The organism is Methylobacterium sp. E-041 (assembly GCF_022829665.1).
Classification (GTDB): domain Bacteria; phylum Pseudomonadota; class Alphaproteobacteria; order Rhizobiales; family Beijerinckiaceae; genus Methylobacterium.
Map to the genome: position 1 here is coordinate 163770 of NZ_JAKSYQ010000299.1, position 21242 is coordinate 185011.

The following is a 21242-nucleotide window of genomic DNA, read 5'->3' on the forward strand; positions in this document are numbered from 1 at the left end:
GTGCGACCGGGCCAGCGGAACGGCGTGGATCACCCATTCGGCCGATTGCCTTTTTCAATCCGTAGTTCTACTTTCCTACAACTAGGCCGTGCGTCTCAGCGGTCGTTTTCGCCTTGGTCACGCATGCTGTCCCACGAGCAGATTTGGAATGCCATCGACCGTCTGGCCGAGCGCCACGGCTTTTCGCCATCCGGCCTCGCCCGACGTTCCGGCCTCGACGCCACCAGTTTCAACCGATCCAAGCGCGTCGGCGTCGACGGCCGCAAGCGCTGGCCCTCCACCGAGTCGGTGTCGAAGGTGCTGGCCGCGACCGGCGCCAGCCTCGACGACTTCCTGCGGCTGATCGAGGCGCGCGAAGGGCCGCCGCGCGCGACCGTTCCGCTGATCGGCCTGACTCAGGCCGGCGCCGGCCGCCAGTTCACCGACGAGGGCATGCCGACCGGCGGCCCCGGCTGGGAGGAGATCGAGTTTCCCGATCTCGGCGAGGAGCGCGCCTTCGCCCTGGAGGTGCAGGGCGATTCGATGCTGCCGCTGTTCCGCGACGGCGACGTGTTGATCGTCTCGCCGTCGGCGGGCGTGCGCAAGGGCGACCGCGTGGTGGTGCGGCTGCATTCCGGCGAGGTGCTGGCCAAGGAACTCCGCCGGCGCACCGCGCGCACGGTCGAGCTCGCCTCGCTCAACCCCGAGCACGAAGACCGCAACCTCAACGTCGGCGAGATCGCCTGGATCGCCCGGGTGATGTGGATCCGGCAGTAGAGGCTGTCGGGGGGCGGTCGGTCCTCCGCTCCGTCGTCCCGGGGCCGCGCAGCGGAGCCGGGGATCCAGACCCGTCGGCGGCGCTTTCCCGAGCACGGCCTGTGGTTCTGGATACCGCGTTCGCCTTCGGCGCCGCGGAATGACGCGATTGTGTTGAAGGGCCTGAGGCCCGACGCAGCCCCGGATGGGGCCTGCGAGAGACGGTGGACCCGCTTCGGCAGTTGGGCGCCCGACCGCCGCCGCGTCCCGCGGCCGCGCTTCAGGCTTGGCCGTCCGGCGCGATGCGGCTATCGCTGAGCGCGTCGGGGCCGTCGCTCCGCGAGGCCGGACGAGAGCATGGCAGAGCCCGACGCGGACGCCTTCGACGAACCGGCGCTCGAGGCCGGCTGGACCGCGCTGCTCGATGCCGCGGCGCCCGCCTTCCTGTTCGACCCGCGCCGGCCCGACGCGCCGATCGTGCACGCCAACCCGGCCCTGCTGCACCTCGCCGGGCTGGAAGCCGCGGCCCTGGTCGGGCGGAACGTCCGGCTTCTGGCGGCCGACCGCCGCACCCTCGACGACGGCGCCGAGTTCCTGGCGGCGCGCGGCGACGGCTCCACCTTTTGGGCGCGCCTGACCCTCGGTCCCATCGCCGGGAGCCCGTACCGCCTCGGGCAGGTCTTCGACGTGACGCGCCGGCGCGACGCCGAGAGCGCCCTGGTGCTGTCGCGACAGCGCGAGGCGCTGGGGCTGCTCACCAACAGCGTCGCGCACGAGTTCAACAACTTCCTCCAGATCCTGATCGGCTACATCGACGGGCTGAAGCGCCGGCTCGGCGACAGCCAGGAGCCGTTCATCCAGCGGGCGATGAGCCGCTCGACCGATGCCACCGAGCGTGCCGCGATCCTCACGCGCCAGCTGCTGGCCTACTCGCGCAAGATCGCCCCCGACGTGCGCCCGATCGACCTCGACGCGCTCGTCGCCGCGACCGCGGAGCGCCTGCGCCCCGGCCTGCCCGCCGGCGTGCGCCTGGAGGTCGCCGGCACGCCCGGCCTGCCGCGGGCGATCAGCAACCCGCTCCAGGTCGAGCTGGCGCTCGGCCACGTCGTCACCAACGCCTGCGAGGCGATGCCGGACGGCGGCACGATCCGGATCGAGAGCTTCCACATCGCACCCGGCGACCGGTCGGTCCAGCGTCCGGAGGACGGCGCGGTCGGCATCCGCATCGCCGACACCGGCGCCGGCATGTCGCCGGAGATGCTGGCCCGGGCGCTCGCACCCTTCGCCACCAGCCGCGAGGCCGGCCGCGGGGCGGGGCTCGCCATCGTCCACGGGCTGATGAAGCGGCAGAACGGCACCATCGCCCTGGACAGCCGGGCGGGGGAGGGCACGCAGGTGCGGCTGGTGTTTCCGGCCGCGCCCGAGCGGGCCGCATCCGGCCCGCACTAACGATTCGTTCGCGATGCTGCGGAAAACATCGCGGACCGACGGACTAAAACCCCGCGCCCCGCGTCACCATCTTAATCGTCGGCGCTCGCGCCAGGACGTTTGACGACGTCCACGACGTTTCGAGATGATTAGAGGCGTATCGATGCTCACCTCCACCACGCGCCGCAAGCGTGCGGCGACCATCCTGGCGCTGGCGGCCGCGCTGACGGTCGCGGCGCCCGCCGTCGAGGCCCGGCCGGGCGGCGGCGCCAGCATGGGCTCGCGCGGCTCGCGCACGTTCAACGCGCCGTCGGCCACCACGACCGCCCCGAGCGCGGCGCCGATGCAGCGCACCCAGACGCAGCCCTCGCCGGGCATGACCAACCCCGGCATGCAGGCCCCTGCCGCGCGCCCCCGCTTCGGCGGCGGCTTCATGGCCGGCCTGCTCGGCGCCGGCCTCCTCGGCGCGCTGCTCGGCGGCGGCTTCTTCGGCGGGCTCGGCGGCATCGCCTCCATGCTCGGCCTGCTGCTGCAGGTCGGCCTCGTGGTGCTGCTCGTCTCCTTCGCGGTGCGCTGGTTCCGCCGCCGCAACGGAGAGCCGGCCGCCGCGGGCGCGCCCTACGCCCGTTCGGGCATGGATCCGAACGCGGCCGGGGGCGGCAATCCCGGCCTCGGCGGTTCGGCCGGCGCCGGCGGCATGATGGGCGGCGCCCAGCGTCCGCCGCAGCAGCGCCCGGTGCAGATCGGCCCGAACGACTTCCAGTCGTTCGAGCGCCTGCTCAACGAGGTCCAGGATGCCTATTCGCACGAGGACATGGTCGGCCTGCGCAACCTCGCGACGCCGGAGATGGCCGGCTACTTCGAGGAGGAGCTGCGCGGCAATGCCGCCCGCGGCGTCGTCAACCGCATCTCGGACGTGAAGCTGCAGCAGGGCGACCTGTCGGAATCGTGGGGCGAGGGCGCGCAGGACTTCGCCACGGTGGCGATGCGCTACACCCTGAAGGACGTGACGATCGACCGGAACAGCAACCGCGTCGTCTCCACCGAGCCGGGCGAGGCGACCGAGTTCTGGACCTTCGTGCGCACGCCCGGGCGCCCGTGGATCCTCTCGGCGATCCAGCAGACCCGCTGAGACGCCACGCTTCGACGAAACCGGCCGGCGTCCCTCACGGGGCGCCGGCCTTTCTATGCGCGTCCCAGAGGTTGGCGAGCCAGACGAAGCCGGCCACCGGCACCTCCTCGGCCCGCGCGGTCTCGGCGATGCCGGCCTCCGCGAGCAGGGCGATGGGCTCCGGCGTCAGCCCCTTCAGGCTCTGGCGCAGCATCTTGCGGCGCTGCCCGAAGGCGGCGCGCGTCACCGCCTCGAGCGCGCCCGCCCGGCAGGGCAGGGGGGCGGCGCGCGGGACGATGCGCACGACGCTCGAGGTCACCTTCGGCGGCGGCACGAAGGCGGAGGGCGCCACGTCGAACAGGATGTCGCTCTGCGTGCGCCAGCCGCACAGCACGCCGAGGCGGCCGTAATCGGCCCGCTCCGACTCGTCGGCGACGATGCGCTCGGCGACCTCGCGCTGGAACATCAGCGTGGCGGAATCCCACCACGGCGGCCAGGCCTCGCCTTCGAGCCAGCCGGTGAGCAGGGCGGTGCCGACGTTGTAGGGCAGGTTCGCCACGATCCGCGCCGGCCCGTCGCCGATCAGCGGCCGCGGGTCGAAGGCCAGGGCGTCGGCGTCGACGACCGTCAGCCGCCCGGGATGGTGCGCCGCGATCTCGGCCAGGGCCGGCAGGGCGCGGGGATCGCGCTCGACCGCGATCACCCGCGCGGCGCCCTCGGCGAGCAGCGCCCGCGTCAGCCCGCCGGGCCCCGGCCCGACCTCCAGCACGGTGACGCCCGCGAGCGGGCCGGCCGCGCGGGCGATCCGCCCGGTGAGGTTGAGGTCGTACAGGAAGTTCTGGCCGAGCGCCTTCTTCGGCTCCAGCCCATGCCGCGCCACCACCTCGCGCAAGGGGGGCAGGCCGTCGGGGGCGGTCATGAGGAGCGTGAGTTCAGGTGCGCGCCGACACGGCTCAGGCGCCCGCGTCTCCCTCCCCCCTCTGCGGGGGGAGGGAAGGGGCGTTCGGCGTTTCGAAAAACGATGCTCACAGCTCGTCCTCCGCATCGAAATGCGCGGCCGGGGCAGAGCGGGGGCGGCCGGCATAGGCGTTGAGCGGGATCACGTCGGCGGTGCGGCCCGCGCCGCCGGCCCGCGCCGCGGCGGTGCGGGCGAGGCGGTCGGCCAGACGGATCGCGGCGATCAGGCTGTCGGGGCGGGCGAGGCCCTTGCCGGCGATGTCGAAGGCGGTGCCGTGGTCCGGCGAGGTGCGCACGAAGGGCAGCCCGAGGGTGACGTTGACGCCGTCGTCGAAGGCGATGGTCTTCACCGGGATCAGCGCCTGGTCGTGGGTCGGGCAGAGCGCCACGTCGTAGGTCTGCCGCGCCCGCGCGTGGAACAGGGTGTCGGCCGGCAGCGGCCCGCGGATGTCGATGCCCTCGGTACGCAACCGCGCCACCGCCGGTGCCAGCACCTCGCGGTCCTCGTGGCCGATCGTGCCGGATTCGCCCGCATGCGGGTTGAGGCCGGCCAGCACCAGACGCGGCGCTTCGAGCCCGAAGCGCTCGGACAGATCCCGGGCGACGATGCGGGCGGTCTCAACCACGAGATCCTGCGTCAGCAGGCCCGGCACGTCGCGCAACGGCACGTGGATCGTCACCGGCACGACCGCCAGCGTCTCGCTCCAGATCATCATCACCGGGCGCGGCGGGGTGCGGCCGGGCGCGACCGCGAGCACCGCCAGGAACTCGGTGTGGCCGGGATGGGCGAAGCCCGCCCGCGTCAGCACGAACTTGGCGATCGGGTTGGTCACCACCGCGCTGGCCCGGCACGCGCGGACGAATCCGACGGCGGCGGTGATCGACTCGATCGTCGCCCCGGCCGTGACCGAATCCGGGACGCCCGGCTCGGCTTCGGTCTCGCTGCCGCTCGGCAGCGCCACCACGGGGAGCGCGCGGGGAAACACCTCGGCCGCCGTCTCGGGGTCGATCTCGGCCACCGGCACGGGCAGGCCGAGCCGGTTGGCGGTCCGCTCGACGAAGGCCGGGTCGGCGACGAGGAAGAAGGCGGGGAGCGGATCGCGCGGCGTGCTGGCGAGCCAGGCCGCCAGCGCCAGTTCCGGTCCGATCCCGGCGGGGTCTCCGAGCGTCAGGGCGAGGGGGAGCATCGGGGTCGGCGGGGTTACGCGGCGGGGAGGCCTGCCTTAGCAGGCCGCCCGCGCCGCCGCGACCCGCTCCCGCGCTCAGTGCGCCGAGGCGATGCCGTCCGCGGTGGTGGCGGTGCCGACGTTCTGGCGCAGGTCGGCCTCGCCGAGGGTCTTGAGCTCGACGCGCAGCAGCACGGTCTGGTTGCGCTCGGCGACGCCGGTCACGGTGGCGATCGGCGAGACGATGTAGTTCAGCGACACCGTGGTGCACTCGTCCTGGTAGCCGGCGCCGACGCTCATGCCCGACAGGTAGAACCGGCCCGGGTTCTGGTAGGTCGGCAGGGTGCCGACCGGGTTGGCGATGTAGCTCGCCAGCGCCTCGGAATAGAGCGTCCGCGTGTCGAGGTAGTGCGTCAGGTCGACGAGCGCCGAGCCGGTGACGAACCAGTTCGGGGTGATGTTGTAGGTCGCCGTCGCGGTGATGCCCTCGCGGCGATGGCTGAAGCCGAGCAGCGGCTGCGCCTCGTAGTATGAGTAGAACGCCGACAGCGACAGCGGCAGGAACGGCGCGAAGCGCGCGGTGACGCCGGTCTCGAAGCGGTTCACCTTGAAGTCCGCGTGGTCGAAGCGGGCGCGGGTGATCAGGCTGATGTTCTGGTTCGGCGAGACCTGGAAGCGGCCCACGAAGTCGGAGGCGGTGCTCTCCAGGCCGGAATCGAGGCCGACATTGGCGATGTCGCCGCGGCGGAACGAGTTGACGCCGGCGAGCTGGATCGACTCGCCGAACATCGCGTTCGCGTACCAGCCCGAGGCGGTGACGACCGAGTACTGCGCGCCGAGGTTGGTGCGCACGCCGCCCTCGACCCGGTCGTAGCCGGAGAACTTGTCCCACTGGAACAGCGAGGTGTCGTCGAAGACGAGGCTCTGCGCGTCCTCGTTCGGCAGGTGGCCGATCCGGGTCTCGGAGGGCCGTGCGATGACCTGGGCGATCGGCTCCAGGGTGTGGACGCCGAGCGGCCCGAAATCGCTGACGAACGGATAGCGGTAGTCGATGCCGACCGCCGGCATCACCCGGCCGGAGAAGCCGTCGTCGACGGAGGCGATCTGCGGCACCAGGGCGTTCTGGTAGCCCGACAGGCTCGGGTTCACGAAGAACGCGTCGGTGCGCAGGTACGCGAACGGGGTGATCGCCTGGCCGAGGTCGTCGATGAAGGTCCGGCGCCAGGAGAGCTGGGCCGAGGCGCGGGTGTCCGTGCCGGCCAGGCCCCGCACCAGGCAGGTGTTGCGGTTGAAGGTCGTGCAGGTCTCGTAGAGCGGGTAGCTGATGCCGTTGACGCTCGGGCTGAACAGGTAGGTGCCGGTGCGCGGCAGGCCCTGGAAGTCCGTCGCCTCGCGGGTCAGGCTGGTGATGTTGGCCTGGAAGCGGACCTCGCCGCCGAGCTCGCCCGGGCCGTTGATGCGCTTGTCGTAGTCGATCACCGGCAGGACCAGTGGCTGCTCCTTCTGCCAATCGAAGCTCGACAGGCCCTTGAAGTAGTAGCCGCGCATCTCGAAGTACGAGCGATCGCCCTGGCCGGTGAGGTACGCGGTCGATACCGCCTCGCGGAAGTAGTCCGTCGTGATCGACTGGTTGCGGATGCGGTAGTTGTCGAGGAACCACTTGTCGGTCACGCCGACGAGGTCCCAGCCGGTGCGCCAGCGGTCGTTGATGTAGAACCGGCCCTTCGATTCGATCGAGCCGCGGAAGTCGCGGTCGCCCGCGCCGATCGGCCCCGGCAGGAAGGCCGAGGGCGTCGTCTGGAAGATGCCCGAGACCCGCAGGTTGTAGCTGCCGTTGTCGAGGCGCTGGCGGAACTCGCCCTGCCCGAGCACGCCCTGGCGGCTCAGGAAGGACGGCGACAGCGTCAGGTCGTAATCCGGCGCGAGGTTGAAGAAGTACGGCACCGTCAGGCCGGTGCCGAGCGCCGTCGTGTTGATGAAGCGCGGGGTCAGGAAGCCGCTCTGGCGCTTCACCGTCGGGTCGGCGGACTCGAAATACGGCAGGTAGGCGACCGGGATCCCGGCGATCTCGACGGTCGAGTCCTCGAAGTAGATCGTGTGGGTCTCGTTGTTGTGGATGATCTTGGCGGCGCGCACCTGCCACAGCGGCGGCTTCTCCGGGTGGTCGCGGCACGGCTCGCAGGCGGTGTAGGTGCCGGAATCGAAGCTGGTCTGCTCGCCTTCCAGCCGCTCGCCGCGCGGCGACGAGAAGCGCGTGCGGATGGTCTCGCCCTTGCGCTCCACGGTCTGCTGGATGCGCAGGCTGTCGATGAAACCGCTCTTGAAGTCGTCGGTGAGCTCCATCTTCTCGCCGGTGACGACGGCGCCGTCCTGATCGGTCAGGCGGACGTTGCCCTCGGCGAAGACGCGGCTCGAGGTCCGGTCGTAGCGGACGCGGTCGGCCTGCAGCGTGCGCGGGCCGTAATGCAGCTCGGCGTTGCCGCGCGCCGTGACGGTGTTCTTGTCGTTGTCGTAGATCAGCTCGTCGGCCTCGACGAGGAGCTTGTCGCCGGGCTTGCCGGCCACGGGCTTGCCGGCGACCGGCTTGCCGCCCGGCAGGCCCTGGGCGCCCGCAGGCACGGCACCGCCGACGGACGTGCCGGCGCAGAGCAGCGCCAGCAGCCCGAGGACCTTCGCGATGTCGGCGACCTTACGCAACGCCTGTCCCAACTCCGCTGACGCCCGCCGCCACGTTTCCGTCCACGTCCGTCTCCCGTGCCCGCTCCGGAGAGCGGGCGTCAGCCGTCTTCCTGGTACAGAAGCGTGAGCGTACCGAGAAGGCTTCCTACCACGGCCGGGAACCACGCCGCCACCGGCGCCGCGACGATCCCGGAGGCTCCGAGGCCTTCCATCACCTGGCGGGCGACGTACAGGGCGAACCCCGCGGCGACCCCTCCGAGCACCAGCTTTCCCACACCACCAAAGCGGAAGAACCGTAAGGAAACGGTTGCCGCCACCAGGACCATGGCCAGGAAGAGGATCGGCCGGGCCCACAGCACATCATACTGGAGACGGTAGCGGGTCGCATCCAACCCGGCCCGCTCGGTGCGTGCGATGGTGTCGGGTAGTTGCCAGAAAGGCACGGATTCCGGGGGGGTGAAGCGCTGGCGCACCTGGCTCGGATCGAGGGTCGAGGCGATGAGGTAGGTGCCGAAGGCCTCCGGCGGGCTGCCCGGCGTCAGCACCCGGGTGTCGGTCAGCTCCCAGTAGCCGTCGTGCAGGCTCGCCCGCGCGGCGACGATCTGCGAGACGAACAGGCCGGCATCGTCGAAGGTGAAGACCTGCACGCCGGCCAGCGTCGTCGTGCCCTCGATCGCGGTCTCGGCGCGGATGATCGCGCCGCCGTCGAGGCTCTTCTGGCGGATCCACAGGTCCTTGCCGGAGGACGCCTTGGTCGACTTGGCGAAGATCTTCGCCTCGATCTCGGTCGAGCGCTGCTTCATCATCGCCGAGACCGGGTTGTAGACCCCGACCGTGAAGGCGCCGAGCGCCAGGGCGACGAAGAAGCCCGGCTGCAGGAACTGCCAGGCCGAGATCCCGGCGGCGCGCGCCACCACCAGCTCGAGCTTGCGCGAGAGCTGGAGCATGGCCGCCATCGAGCCGAACAGCACGGCGAAGGGCAGCACGCCCTCGGCCACCGCGGGCGTGCGGTAGAGCGAGAGCTGGGCCATCAAACCTGTGGACGCGCCCTCCGCGTCGCCGGCGCGGCGCAGCAGTTCCACGAAATCGAGGGTGTAGACCAGCGCGAACACCGTGATGAACACGCCGAGCACGGTGCGCGCGAAGCGGGCCGCGAAGTAGCGCCCGAGGGTGAACCCGATCAGCATGCGGTTTCAGCCGGCGGCGAGGCGGGGCGCGCGGAACCGCCCCCGCACGGCGGCCGCGAGGCGGCCGTTGAGGGCGCGCACCGCCGGGCCCTGGAAGATGATCAGCGACGACAGCGCGATCGCCAGCAGCGGCACCGCGTAGATCGCCGCCACCGCCCCGGCGCTGCGGGTCGCCGCGCTGGTCGCGGTGAAGCCGGCGATGCGCAGGGCGATGACCGCGATGACCGCGCTCGCGACCGCGCCGGCCCGGCCCTGTCGGGTGGTGCGCGGGTCGCCGAGCGCCGCGAACGCGATGAAGACCAGGGCGAGCGGGTAGAGCCAGGCCGAGAGCCGGTCGTGCAGCTCGGCGCGGAAGCGGCCCTTCTGCAGCTGGAAGTAGCCCTCGGTCTTGTCGGGGAAGAGCAGCTGCGCGGTCGAGCGCTCGCGCGGCTTGTACACCGTGTCGCCGTCGGGCGGCGCGAAGGCCGCGAGGTCGATCGTGTAGCGCTCGAAGGTCAGGATCGAGCTGTCCCGCGAATCCTTCTGCTGCTGGTGCACGCTGCCGTTCTGCAGGGCGAGGTAGCTGCCGCCGTCCACGTCGATCGCGTTGCCGCGCTCGGCAAGGTAGACCTTGGTCTTGCCGGCTTCGCGCCGGTCCTGGATGAACAGGCCGAGCAGGGCGCCGCCGGGGCCGCGCTCGCGGAAGTGGAAGGTGATGCCGTTGTCGAGCTGGGTGAACTGCCCTTCCTTGACGACGTTGGCGATGAAGTCGCCGCGCACGCGGGTGATCACGTCGCGCAGCTCCTGGAAGCTCGCCGGCATCACCACGATGGTCACGAACCCGACCAGCGCGCTCACCGCGAAGGCCAGCGTGAGGAACGGCCGCAGGATCGCGCGCGGCTTCATCCCGGCCGCCGACATCACGATCAGCTCGGAATCGCCGTTGAGGCGGTTGAGCGCGTAGACGACGGCGATGAACAGGGCCACCGGCGCGATCACAACGACTAGGGTCGGCAGCGACAGGCCGGTGATGAACAGGAAGACCAGCACGGTCTGGCCCTTGGCCGTGATCAGGTCGAGCTCGCGCAGCGCCTGCGTCACCCAGATCGTGCCGGTGAGGCCGACGAGGCAGGCGAGGAAGGCCCCGAGCGCGATGCGGAAGATGTAGCGCGCGATCTGCGTCATCGAACCCCTACTTCCGCCATGCCCGCCCGTCGCCGCGCCCGCCCGCACGGTCTGGGGCCCCGTCGCCGGATCGCCCGGCCGTCCTTTCCGATGGCGCGTGAACTGGGGCCTTTCGAGGGCGCCCGGGTCGCGTTGCGTTCTCCGCCTCACCGGCTACACAGGGCACCGATGGGCGTGCGGCTGTCGAGCACGCTCGTGACAGCGGAACAGGGCAGAAGGCAACGCCATGTCGGACGGCATCACCATCCATTTCGCCCCCCTCGGCCGGGGCGGATCCGGGGACCTCGTGGTGTTCGTCGGCGACGACCTCGTGCTCGGCGCGGGCGCGCGGGATGCGCTCGGCCAGGGCGGCATCGACCTGATCGCCCGCGCCGCCGGCAGCGAGAAGTTCAAGGCGCGGGCCTCGAGCGCGCTGGTGCTGCCGGCGCCGGCCGGCGTCGACGCCGATCGGCTGGTGGTGGTCGGCCTCGGCACCGACAAGGACCGCGCCAAGATCGACTGGCCGGTTCTCGGCGGCTTCACCGCGGGCAAGGTCTCGGGCCGCGAGGCCCGCGTGGTGCTCGACTGGCCGGGCGCCGCGATCGCGGCGGCGAACGCCGCCGACTTCGCCCTCGGCGCGCGCCTGCGCAGCTACGGCTTCGACCGCTACAAGACCAAGAAGAAGCCCGACGCCGAGGACACCAAGGCCGCGACCACGTTGACCTTGATGCTCGCCGGCCACGCCGAGGCCGAGGCCGCGGCGCAGGCGAGCACCGCCGTCGCCGAGGGCGTGACGCTGGCCCGCGACCTGATCAACGAGCCGCCGAACGTCCTGACGCCGGAAGAGTTCGCCCGTCGCGCCTCCGAGCTGACCAGGCTCGGCGTCGAGGTCGAGGTGCTGGAGCCGGCCCGGATGCGCGAGCTCGGCATGGGCGCGCTTCTGGCCGTGGCGCAGGGCTCGGTGCGCGAGCCGCGGGTCGTGGTGATGCGCTGGAACGGCGGCCCGGCCGGCGAGGCGCCGGTGGCCTTCATCGGCAAGGGCGTGGTGTTCGATTCCGGCGGCATCTCGATCAAGTCGGCCGGCGGCATGGAGGACATGAAGGGCGACATGGGCGGCGCGGCCGCCGTCGTCGGCACCCTGCACGCGCTCGCCGCCCGCAAGGCGCGGGTCAACGTGGTCGGCGCCATCGGCATCGTCGAGAACATGCCCGACGGCGCCTCCTACCGGCCGTCCGACATCGTCACCTCGATGTCGGGCCAGACCATCGAGGTGATCAACACCGACGCGGAAGGCCGCCTCGTCCTCGCCGACGTGATCTGGCACGTGCAGGGTGCCTACAAGCCGAAGTTCATGATCGACCTCGCCACGCTCACCGGCGCGATCATCGTGGCGCTGGGCCAGGACATCGCCGGCCTGTTCTCGAACGACGACGACCTGGCGGCGAAGATCCACGCCACCGGCGAGGCGGTCGGCGAGAAGGTCTGGCGGATGCCGCTCATCCCCGCCTACGACAAGGCGATCGACTCGAAGTTCGCCGACATGAAGAACACCGGCGGCCGCCACGGCGGCGCCGCGACGGCGGCGGCCTTCATCAAGCGCTACGTCAACGACGTGCCGTGGGCGCATCTCGACATCGCGGGCGTCGGCATGTCCTCGACCGCGAGCGAGATCAACAAGAGCTGGGGCGCCGGCTGGGGCGTGCGCCTGCTGGACCGGCTGGTGCGCGACCACTACGAGGCGAAGTAGCGGCCCGGCCGCGTCACGGCGGAGCGCCCGATGCGCAGGACAACCCTCGCGGCCGCACCCGTGGCGGCGGCGTTGCTCTGCCTCGGTCTCGTCGCCGCGACCGGGATCAGCCAGCGTTCCGACCTGCCGGACTGGCTGGCGCCGCGCGCCTACGGGTTCTTCCTCGACAGCTATCCCCTGTTCGCCTTCGCCCTGGTCTACGGCGTCGCCCGCCTCGTCGCGACGGCCGCGGCGCCGGGGCCGGCCGGGTTGCCGCGCCGCGTCGCCTGGTGCGCCGTCGGGATCGCGGCGCTGCTGGCGGCCGGGTCGTACCCGACCTTCGGCGGCGTGATCCTGCGCGGCGCCTACGGCAGCGGCAGCATGGCGTTCCTGACCGGCCAGCCGCTCTGGCTCGCCTACGCCCTCGGGGCCGCGGTCGGGGCGATCGCCTTCGGCGCGATCCTCGGCCTGTTCGGCTGGCTCGCCAGCGGGCGCCTCCGCCCGCGCGACGGCTGGCGCGCCCGCATCGGGCTGGCCTTCTGCAGCGTCCTTTCCCTGTGGTTCGCAGCCGCCCTGCTCGGGCTCGCGAGGAGCGAGGGCGCGGGGCCGTGGCCGCACCGGGCGTTCACCGCGCGGGAGGCCGGCATCGCCGCGCTCCTGGTCCTGGCGGCCGCCCTGCCGCACGCCGTCGTCTCGGCCTCCCGCCTGCGCACCCGCATCGCCGCACCATAACGGCCGCGCTGTCAGCCGCGGCGGACCCTCGGCGCCGGCGCTTGCTTGCCGCGGGCGGAGCGATCCCCCACAGTCCGGGCGAAGGGGAGCGAACGCACAAAGCCGATAAGCGTGGCCGCGAATGCCGCGCGCGATGGAGAAACGCCGTGATCCAGGACAGCCGGGCACCGCGCCCATGGCTCGCCGCCTACCCGCCGGGCATGCCGGCGGAGATCGACGCCGACAGCCTCGGCACCCTCGTCGACCTGTTCGAGACCAGCACGGCGCGCTTCGCCGACCGGCCGGCGCTGACGTGCTTCGGCTCCTCAATGACCTATGCCGCGCTCGGGAGCGCCAGTCGTGCCGTCGCCGCGTGGCTCGCCGCCCAGGGCCTCGCCAGGGGCGACCGCGTCGCGATCATGATGCCGAACGTGCCGGCCTACGCGGTGGCGATCTTCGGGGTGCTGGTCGCCGGCGGCACGGTGGTGAACATCAACCCGCTCTACACGCCGCGCGAGCTGTCGGCGCAGCTTAACGATTCCGGCGCCCGCATCCTGTTCGTGCTCGAGAACTTCGCCCACACCGTCGCCGAGGCGCTACCCGGGATCGCCCTCGACCACGTGGTGCTCGCCGGTCCGGGCGACGGCCTCGGGCTCAAGGGCCGGGTGATCGACCTCGCCTCCCGCCACCTGAAGAAGGCGGTGCCGCCCTTCGTCCTGCCGGCGGGCAAGGCGGTGCGGCTCGACGCGGTGATGCGCCAGGGCAGGGGGCTGACGGCGCTGAAGGCCGCCGTGACGCAGGACGACCTCGCCTTCCTGCAATACACCGGCGGCACCACCGGCGTCGCCAAGGCGGCGATGCTGACCCACCGCAACATCATGGTGAACGTCGTCCAGAGCGAGGTCTGGTTCGAGGGCCTCGACGAGCCCGGCCGGGTGATGGTCACGGCACTGCCGCTGTATCACATCTTCGCGCTGACCTGCTGCTTCTTCTTCTTCATGCGCACCGGTGGGAGCTGCCTCCTGATCCCGAACCCGCGCGACGGCGACGGCTTCGTGAGGACGCTGTCGAGGACCCGGTTCACCCACTTCTCCGGCGTCAACACGCTGTTCAACCTGCTGAACAACCACCCGAAGATCGGCACGGTCGACTTCTCGCAGCTCGACTACGTGGTGGCCGGCGGCATGGCGGTGCAGAGCGCGGTCGCCGCGCGCTGGAAGGCGATCACCGGCAAGACCATCATCGAGGGCTACGGCCTGTCGGAGACCTCGCCGGTGGTCTGCGTCAACCCGTATCGCCTCGCGACGTGGTCCGGCACGATCGGCTATCCGCTGCCTTCGACCGACGTGTCGATCCGCGGCTCGGACGGGATGCCGGTGCCCGCCGGCACCCCCGGCGAGATCTGCGTGCACGGGCCGCAGGTGATGAAGGGCTACTGGAAGCGCCCCGACGAGACCGCCGCGGCGACCACCGCGGACGGGTTCTTCCGCACCGGCGACATCGCCGTGATGGAGGCGGACGGGCAGGTGCGGATCGTCGACCGGATGAAGGACATGATCCTCGTCTCCGGCTTCAACGTCTACCCGAACGAGGTCGAGGACGTGCTGTCGGCCCATCCCGGCGTGCTCGAATGCGCCGTGGTCGGCGCGCCCCACGCCGAGACCGGCGAGATGGTGGTGGCCCACGTCGTCCTGCGCGACCCCGCGCTCACCGCCGAGGCGATCCGCGCGCATGCCCGGACCCAGCTCACCGGCTACAAGGTGCCGCGCAGGGTCGTGCTGCACCAGAGCCTGCCGAAGACCAACGTCGGCAAGGTCCTGCGCCGGATGCTCCGCGACGAAGCGCCGCCGACCGTGTCCGAAACGGAGGTAACCCCTCCGCCGTAGACGGCGAACAAGACGCGCGCAGCGGTCCACCGGCCCCTCGAGGGGGCGGTCGCGACACGTGGCGGGCAGGACAGTGCGGAGACGACGATGCTGATCAAGCGGTTGCGCGGCTGGGAGATTCCCGAGCACCTCGTTACCCCGGAATCCGTGTTCCTCGACCGGCGGGCGCTGCTCGGCGGCTCCGCCGGGCTCGCCGCGGCGGCGATGCTGGGCGGGCGGGCCTTCGCCGACACGGGGCCCTATCCGGCCAAGCGCAACGACGCCTACGCCCTCGACCGCCCGCTGACGCCGGAGGCCTTCAGCGGCGACTACAACAACTTCTACGAGTTCGGCACCTCGAAGACCGTGCTGCCGGCCGCCGACGCGCTCAAGACCAGCCCGTGGACGATCAAGATCGACGGCCTCGTCGAGAAGCCGTTCGAGCTCGGCGTCGAGGACTTGATCCGCAAGATCGGGCTGGAGGAGCGGCTCTATCGCCACCGTTGCGTCGAGGCGTGGTCGATGGCGGTGCCGTGGACCGGTTTCCCGCTGTCCAAGCTCGTGGCGCTGGCCAAGCCCGCCTCGGGGGCGAAGTACGTCCAACTGACGACCTTCCTCGACCGCAAGATGGCGCCGGGCCAGCGCACCTTTTACCCGTGGCCCTACGTCGAGGGGCTGACGATGGCGGAGGCCGGCAACGACCTCGCCTTCGTCGCCACCGGCATCTACGGCAAGGCGCTGCCGAACCAGTTCGGCGCGCCGATCCGCCTCGCGCTGCCGTGGAAGTACGGGTTCAAGTCGATCAAGTCGATCGTGAAGGTCTCGTTCGTGGCCGAGCGGCCGAAGACCTTCTGGGAGGCGCTCGGCCCGTCCGAGTACGGCTTCTGGGCCAACGTCAACCCGGCGGTGCCGCACCCGCGCTGGAGCCAGGCGAGCGAGCGCGTGCTCGGCACCGACACCCGCGTCCCGACGCTGATCTACAACGGCTACGGCGAGCAGGTGGCGGGGCTGTACAAGGACCTGCAGGGCGAGCGGCTGTTCGTGTGAGGCGAAACCCCGTCCGGGGAAGCCGCTGAAGTCTCGACAGGGCTCTTCCCTCCCCCCTCTGCGGGGGAGGGTGGCCCGCGAAGCGGGTCGGGAGAGGGGAGCGCGCTGTCCGGAGAGGTCGCTCCCCTCTCCCGACCCTCGCTGACGCGAGGCCCACCCTCCCCCGCAGAGGGGGGAGGGAGGCCATCCGCCTCACTCCGCGTCGCGCAGCGCCCGGCGGATGATCTTGCCGGTGGTGGTCATCGGCAGGGCGTCGCGAAAGGCGATCTCGCGCGGGTACTCGTGGGCCGAGAGCCGCGTGCGCACGAAGGCCTGGATCTCGTCGGCGAGCGCCGGAGAGGCGGCGTAGCCCGGGCGCAGGACGAGGAAGGCCTTCACGATCTCCGTGCGCAGCGGATCGGGCTTGCCGACCGCGGCGGCGAGCGCCACGGCCGGGTGGGCGCACAGGCAGGCCTCGATCTCGGCGGGGCCGATCCGGTAGGCCGCCGAGGTGATCAGGTCGTCGTCGCGGCCGACGAAGTGGACGTAGCCGTCCGCGTCGCGCCGGGCTTGGTCGCCGGTGAGCATCCAGTCGCCGGAAAACTTCCGCGCGGTCGCCTCGGGCTGGTTCCAGTAGCGCAGGAACATCACCGGATCGGGGCGGGCGACGGCGATCTCGCCCGGCTCGTCCGTGCCGGCCTCGCTGCCGTCGGGCCGCAGGATCGCGACGCGGTGGCCCGGCACCGGCTTGCCGGCCGAGCCCGCCCGGCCGATCCCTTCCGCCGGCGCGGCCGCGAGCACGAGGTTGCATTCGGTCTGCCCGTAGGCCTCGCCGACGGCGAGCCCGAGCGCGTCCTCCGCCCAGCGATAGGTGTCGGCGCCGAGCGCCTCGCCGGCCGAGGCGACGTTGCGCAGCGACGAGAGGTCGTAGCGCGTACGCGGCGCCTCGACCGCGCGCAGCATCCGCAGGGCGGTCGGCGCGAGGAAGGCGTTGGTGATCCGTAAGCGCTCGATCAGCCGGAAGGCGGCGTCGGCCTCGAACCGGGCGGCGCGGGCCACCACCGGCACGCCGTGGCGCAGCGCCGGCATCAGCACGTTGAGCAGGCCGCCGGCCCAGGCCCAGTCCGAGGGCGTCCACATCAGGTCGCCGGGGCGCGGCGGAAAGGCATGCATCCGGTCAAAGCCGGGCAGGTGGCCGAGCAGCACCCGGTGCCCGTGCAGGGCGCCCTTCGCCTGTCCCGTGGTGCCGGAGGTGTAGATCATCAGCGCCGGGTCGTCGGGGCCGGTGTCGTGGGCCGAGAAGTCGGGTGCGGCGGCCGCGAGCAGGTCGGCGAGGCCGAGCGCGTCGCCCGAGGCGCCGTCGACCGAGACCAGCAGGGACAGCTCCGGCAGCTGCCCGCGGATCGGCTCGAGCTTGGCCAGCCCGGCCGCGTCGGTGATGCAGGCGCGCGCGCCGGAGTCGGCGAGGCGGTAGGCCAGCGCCTCCGGGCCGAACAGGCCGGCGAGCGGCAGCGCGATGGCGCCGAGCTTGTAGGCGGCGGCGTGCGCCACCATCACGGCGGTCGATTGCGGCAGCAGCACCGCGACGCGGTCGCCCGGGCCGATCCCGCGGCCGGCGAGCGCTCCGGCGAGCCGATCCGAGTCCGTGCGAAGCCGCCCGAACGTCGTGGTCGCGACGGTGCCGTCGGCGGCGACCTCCAGGATCGCCGGGCGTTTCGGCTCGGCGGTGCCCCAGCGGTCGCAGACGTCGACGCCGATGTTGTACCGGGCCGGGATGTCCCAGCGGAAGCCGGCCTCGGGCGCGTCCACCCGCGTCTAGCCGCCGGTCGCGGGGAAGCCGCCGGAGAAGACGAAGTCGGTGATCGGGCGCCGGCCGTTATGGGCCTCCTTGGCACGCTGCTCGTCGTCGAGGTGTTCCGGCGCCACCGCGCGACCCACGCCGTAGGCGGCCTGGATGGTGTGGTGCTCCGGCACGTTGAGCACCCCCGGCGCCCGCGCGCGGTCGAAGCCGCCCATGCCGTGGACGTGCCAGCCCTGGCGGTTGGCCTGGAGCTGGAAGGCGAGCGAGGCGGCGCCGGCATCGAGCGCATGGCTCCCCGCCGGCTTGAGCTCGTCGCCGACCTTCATGCGCTCGCTGGAGACGAGGAACACCAGCGCGCCGGTGCCAATTGCCCATTTCTGGTTGCCCGGCAGGATCAGGCCGTAGAACGTCTCCCAGTTCGCGTCGTCGCGCAGAGCGTAGAGGAAGCGCCAGGGCTGGGAATTGTAGGAGGAGGGCGACCAGCGCGCCGCCTCGAACATCCGCATCAGCTCCGCCTCGGGCACCGCCTCGCCGGTGAACAGGCGGGGGGAGCGGCGATCGACGAAGATCGGATCGACCGCGTGGTCGGGCCGGCGCGGGTTGTCTGCGGTCACGGGCGTTGTCTCCGGATGGTGCGGCGCACTCGTGGCATCCCTTTGCACGAGCGGCGGCCCTGTCCGCAAGATCGGCCTAGCGGCGGCCGGACAGGCCGCCCATCCGGGCGAGCCGCCCCTGCTCGACGTGCCAGCGCGCCTCCTCGACGGCATCGGCGAGGCGGCGGATGCGCCAGCGTCGCCACGGGCGGATCAGCGGATGACCGGGAAGCCGGGTCTCGTGGTGGCGCAGCCGCGCCACGAGGCGCGGAAGGCAGGCCGCGGCCGCCTCGCCGGTCGCGACCTCCATCTTGCGCAGGGTCTCGCGGAGCTCGGCCTTGTGGTCCGCCATCGCCCGCACCCCGCGCTATCGGATCGGGCGATCCTGAGCCGACGCGGTGTCGCCGCATAGGCGGCACGGGAGCGCGGGCGCCGACGGCATCCCCGCGTCCGGGTCAGCGGTCGTTCTCGGTGGTCAAGGCGTCGAGGCGGGTGCCCTCGCCGCCTGTCTGCGTGAGCCGGACGCCGGAGCTGCCGTCCTCGCTGAAGGCGACGCCGGCCGTCATCAGCGCGCTGCGCAGGACCTCGACCTGGCCCGAGGGCGGATCGCCGGTGCCGGCCTCGAAGTCGCGCACGAAGCCCGCATCGAGCCCGGCCTTGGCGGCCAGGTCGGCCTCGGACCAGCCGAGCAGCCCCCGCGCGGCCCGCGACTGGACCGGGCTCAACGGCCTCGGGGCAGCGCCGCTCTGCCCACCTTCGTCAGATCCCGCCAAGCCGAACTCTCCTCGATTCGCCGATCTGGCCGACCGCCATCCGGTGCGTGACAACGGAGCGGAACGCGGATCGTTTCAGAATTCCGGCGAACGGCCCCGAATCCTGCGGACGGGCCGGCGAACTTCGCGCGGGACGCCGACAAAAGCCCGCCTGCGGCCGCCTTGACCACAATTGTGCTGAAATCCTATCGCATTGGCGCTTCCGCGCGCCGCCACGGGCCCAGGCACGGGCTCCCGAATGCCTCCAAGGCATCCCGAGGGTGGCGCACCGGAAACGAGGGACAAGGGGCGTACCATGAAACCGATGCTGATCGCCGCTCTGGCCTGCGCCGCCGGTGCGCTGGTTCTCACCACGGCGACCGAGACGAGGGCGCAGAACTCGATCAGCGGCTTCGGCAAGGGCAACCGCCGGCCCGGCGGCGAGGACAAGAAAGAGCAGTACATCCCCGGCGCTAAGCAGACCGAGAAGGTGTTTCCGCTGGACTCGACCTGGACCGCGGTGAGCATCAACGGCAAGCCGTTCGGCGGCACCGACCGGCCGAGCTTCATCATCGACAAGCAGTACCGCGCCCGCGGCTACGGCGGCTGCAACACCTTCGCGGCGACAGCCTTCCCGCTCAAGGAGCAGCACCTCGCGGTCGGCCCGCTCGCCCTCACCAAGAAGTCCTGCGACAAGAGCCTCCAGGCGACCGAGCAGGCTTACTTCGTGGCGCTCCGCACGGCGGCGCAGTGGGACATGGTCGGCTCGCAGCTCGTGCTGAAGAGCCCCAACGGCGAGCTGAAGTTCGACCGCGCGCTTTAAGGCGCCGTTGACCACGCTTCCACGCGGCCGGGCCCGATTCACCAGGCCTTGAGACGCCCCCGCGCCTTCTTCGATCCGGTTCACGGTCGGAGGGGTGCATGGCGGCAAAGATCGGTCTCGGGCGAGCGACCCTCCGCGCGGGCGTGCACGACGCCTCCCGCTACGTCGCGCCGCCGAGCTTCCACCCCGGCGCGGCCTGGATCGCAGCCGCCGTGCCGCTCCTCGGCCTCTTTCTCGCGCTCGGCGCCCGCTGACGCAGCCGCCGCGACCCGGCCGGCGAAGAACGATCTTCCCCGTATCGCCGGCCGCGCAGAAGCGATCTTCCACGCTTCGGCGAGGCTCGCCACCGCGGGAGAAAATGATCGCCGTATCCGGCACTTGGCCCGATTGCCCCCGCCCGCCGCACGCGATATCCCGGCTCCGGAAACGCCCGGTCCCGCCCCCGCGCGGGCGGCCCGGCGCGCCGTCACCTGAGCGTCCTTCGGAGATTCGCGACCATGGCATCTGTCGAGACCCCAGCCCGCAAGCCCGGCCATGGCCGCGTCTACGGCTCGATCACCGAGACGATCGGCAACACGCCGCTCGTCCGCCTGAACCGCCTGCCGCAGGCGCGCGGCATCGACGCCGAGATCCTGCTGAAGCTCGAGTTCTTCAACCCGATCGCCAGCGTGAAGGACCGCATCGGCGTCAACATGATCGACGCGCTGGAGGCCTCGGGCAAGCTGAAGCCCGGCGGCACCCTGGTCGAGCCGACCTCCGGCAACACCGGCATCGCGCTGGCCTTCGTGGCCGCCGCCCGCGGCTACCGCCTGATCCTGGTGATGCCCGAGACGATGTCGCTCGAGCGCCGCAAGATGCTGGCCTTCCTCGGCGCCGAGCTGGCGCTGACGCCCGGCCCGCAGGGCATGAAGGGCGCCATCGCCAAGGCCGAGGAGCTGCTCGGCGAGATCCCCGGCTCGGTGATGCCGCAGCAATTCTCGAACCCCGCCAACCCGGAGATCCACCGCAGGACGACGGCGGAAGAGATCTGGAACGACACCGACGGCCAGCTCGACGCGTTCGTGGCCGGCGTCGGCACCGGCGGGACGATCACCGGCGTCGGCTCGGTGCTGAAGCCGCGCCTGCCGAACCTGAAGGTGTTCGCGGTCGAGCCGACGGATTCGCCGGTCATCTCCGGCGGGCAGCCGGGGCCGCACAAGATCCAGGGCATCGGCGCGGGCTTCATCCCGGACAACCTCGACCGCGCGATCGTCGACGGCGTGATCACCGTCTCGAACCAGCAGGCGTTCGAGACCGCCCGCGAGCTCGCCCGCCTCGAGGGCATCCCCGGCGGCATCTCCACCGGCGGCAACGTCGCGGCGGCACTGGAGCTGGCGGGCCGGCCGGAGTTCAAGGGCAAGCGCATCGTCACGGTCGCGTGCTCGTTCGCCGAGCGCTACATCTCCTCGGCGCTGTTCGAGGGCGTCGGCTAGACCGGGACTGCCACGATTTGGGCGCCGGGCCTGGGGCCCGGCGTCACACAAAACACAGGATCGTCCC

Annotated in this window: 19 protein-coding genes; 10 read left to right on the plus strand and 9 right to left on the minus strand. The window is 71.9% G+C overall.

Annotated features, from left to right (window positions below):
- The first annotated feature begins 123 nt into the window (after positions 1-123).
- The 3 genes from MKK70_RS28840 (at position 124) to MKK70_RS28850 (ending at position 3295) form a co-directional block, all read left to right on the plus strand.
- Entirely contained in the window at positions 124-756 is a 633-nt protein-coding gene (locus MKK70_RS28840) for a helix-turn-helix transcriptional regulator (protein WP_147727904.1), read from the plus strand.
- Positions 757-1092: 336 nt separating this feature from the next.
- Positions 1093-2184, plus strand: coding sequence for an ATP-binding protein (locus MKK70_RS28845; RefSeq protein WP_243933930.1), 1092 nt, complete (start codon positions 1093-1095; stop codon positions 2182-2184).
- A 142-nt stretch (positions 2185-2326) separates the two neighbouring features.
- Positions 2327-3295 carry a TIM44-like domain-containing protein gene (locus MKK70_RS28850; protein WP_147860223.1) on the plus strand — a complete coding sequence of 323 codons (969 nt, stop codon included), beginning with the start codon at positions 2327-2329 and terminating at the stop codon, positions 3293-3295.
- Between the two features lie 34 nt (positions 3296-3329).
- On the opposite strand, the gene rsmA is transcribed toward MKK70_RS28850, so the two are convergent.
- The 5 genes from rsmA to lptF all read right to left on the minus strand — a co-directional run bounded on the left by rsmA (position 3330) and on the right by lptF (position 10427).
- The gene (rsmA, locus tag MKK70_RS28855; RefSeq protein ID WP_243951421.1) at positions 3330-4193 is read right to left on the minus strand and encodes a 16S rRNA (adenine(1518)-N(6)/adenine(1519)-N(6))-dimethyltransferase RsmA; all 864 of its coding nucleotides are present in this window, start codon (positions 4191-4193) and stop codon (positions 3330-3332) included.
- A gap of 106 nt (positions 4194-4299) precedes the next feature.
- The gene (pdxA, locus tag MKK70_RS28860) at positions 4300-5418 is read right to left on the minus strand and encodes a 4-hydroxythreonine-4-phosphate dehydrogenase PdxA (RefSeq protein WP_243951423.1); all 1119 of its coding nucleotides are present in this window, start codon (positions 5416-5418) and stop codon (positions 4300-4302) included.
- A 75-nt stretch (positions 5419-5493) separates the two neighbouring features.
- Positions 5494-8094, minus strand: a complete 2601-nt coding sequence (locus MKK70_RS28865; RefSeq protein ID WP_243951425.1) for an LPS-assembly protein LptD — start codon at positions 8092-8094, stop codon at positions 5494-5496.
- An 80-nt stretch (positions 8095-8174) separates the two neighbouring features.
- The gene (lptG, locus tag MKK70_RS28870) at positions 8175-9263 is read right to left on the minus strand and encodes an LPS export ABC transporter permease LptG (protein WP_147841626.1); all 1089 of its coding nucleotides are present in this window, start codon (positions 9261-9263) and stop codon (positions 8175-8177) included.
- Between the two features lie 6 nt (positions 9264-9269).
- Entirely contained in the window at positions 9270-10427 is a 1158-nt protein-coding gene (gene lptF / locus MKK70_RS28875) for an LPS export ABC transporter permease LptF (RefSeq protein ID WP_147841627.1), read from the minus strand.
- Positions 10428-10653: 226 nt separating this feature from the next.
- Here lptF and MKK70_RS28880 point away from each other — a divergent pair, with 226 nt between their 5' ends.
- The 4 genes from MKK70_RS28880 to msrP all read left to right on the plus strand — a co-directional run bounded on the left by MKK70_RS28880 (position 10654) and on the right by msrP (position 15755).
- Positions 10654-12153 (plus strand): leucyl aminopeptidase, encoded by a 1500-nt coding sequence (locus MKK70_RS28880; RefSeq protein WP_243951427.1) that lies wholly within the window; start codon positions 10654-10656, stop codon positions 12151-12153.
- A 30-nt stretch (positions 12154-12183) separates the two neighbouring features.
- Positions 12184-12864 (plus strand): hypothetical protein, encoded by a 681-nt coding sequence (locus MKK70_RS28885; protein ID WP_243951428.1) that lies wholly within the window; start codon positions 12184-12186, stop codon positions 12862-12864.
- A 146-nt stretch (positions 12865-13010) separates the two neighbouring features.
- Positions 13011-14729 (plus strand): AMP-binding protein, encoded by a 1719-nt coding sequence (locus MKK70_RS28890; RefSeq protein ID WP_243951430.1) that lies wholly within the window; start codon positions 13011-13013, stop codon positions 14727-14729.
- Positions 14730-14816: 87 nt separating this feature from the next.
- Positions 14817-15755 (plus strand): protein-methionine-sulfoxide reductase catalytic subunit MsrP, encoded by a 939-nt coding sequence (gene msrP, locus MKK70_RS28895; RefSeq protein ID WP_243933921.1) that lies wholly within the window; start codon positions 14817-14819, stop codon positions 15753-15755.
- 192 nt (positions 15756-15947) lie between these two features.
- On the opposite strand, the gene MKK70_RS28900 is transcribed toward msrP, so the two are convergent.
- From MKK70_RS28900 to MKK70_RS28915, 4 genes are all read right to left on the minus strand, one after another.
- Positions 15948-17543 (minus strand): AMP-binding protein, encoded by a 1596-nt coding sequence (locus tag MKK70_RS28900; RefSeq protein ID WP_243951432.1) that lies wholly within the window; start codon positions 17541-17543, stop codon positions 15948-15950.
- 6 nt (positions 17544-17549) lie between these two features.
- A complete protein-coding gene (locus tag MKK70_RS28905; protein ID WP_243933311.1) occupies positions 17550-18149 on the minus strand; it encodes a nitroreductase family protein in 600 nt (199 codons plus the stop codon).
- 76 nt (positions 18150-18225) lie between these two features.
- Positions 18226-18480, minus strand: coding sequence for a hypothetical protein (locus MKK70_RS28910; protein WP_147729894.1), 255 nt, complete (start codon positions 18478-18480; stop codon positions 18226-18228).
- A gap of 103 nt (positions 18481-18583) precedes the next feature.
- Positions 18584-18853, minus strand: coding sequence for a multiprotein-bridging factor 1 family protein (locus MKK70_RS28915; protein ID WP_147841634.1), 270 nt, complete (start codon positions 18851-18853; stop codon positions 18584-18586).
- Positions 18854-19196: 343 nt separating this feature from the next.
- Between MKK70_RS28915 and MKK70_RS28920 the strand changes: the two genes are divergently transcribed.
- The 3 genes from MKK70_RS28920 (at position 19197) to cysK (ending at position 21175) form a co-directional block, all read left to right on the plus strand.
- On the plus strand, positions 19197-19703 hold the full coding sequence (locus tag MKK70_RS28920; protein ID WP_147727014.1) for an META domain-containing protein: 507 nt from the start codon (positions 19197-19199) through the stop codon (positions 19701-19703).
- Positions 19704-19801: 98 nt separating this feature from the next.
- Positions 19802-19957: a hypothetical protein gene (locus tag MKK70_RS28925; protein ID WP_243951434.1), complete on the plus strand. Its 156-nt coding sequence runs from the start codon at positions 19802-19804 to the stop codon at positions 19955-19957.
- Positions 19958-20200: 243 nt separating this feature from the next.
- Positions 20201-21175 carry a cysteine synthase A gene (gene cysK, locus MKK70_RS28930; protein WP_147727013.1) on the plus strand — a complete coding sequence of 325 codons (975 nt, stop codon included), beginning with the start codon at positions 20201-20203 and terminating at the stop codon, positions 21173-21175.
- Positions 21176-21242 lie beyond the last annotated feature (67 nt).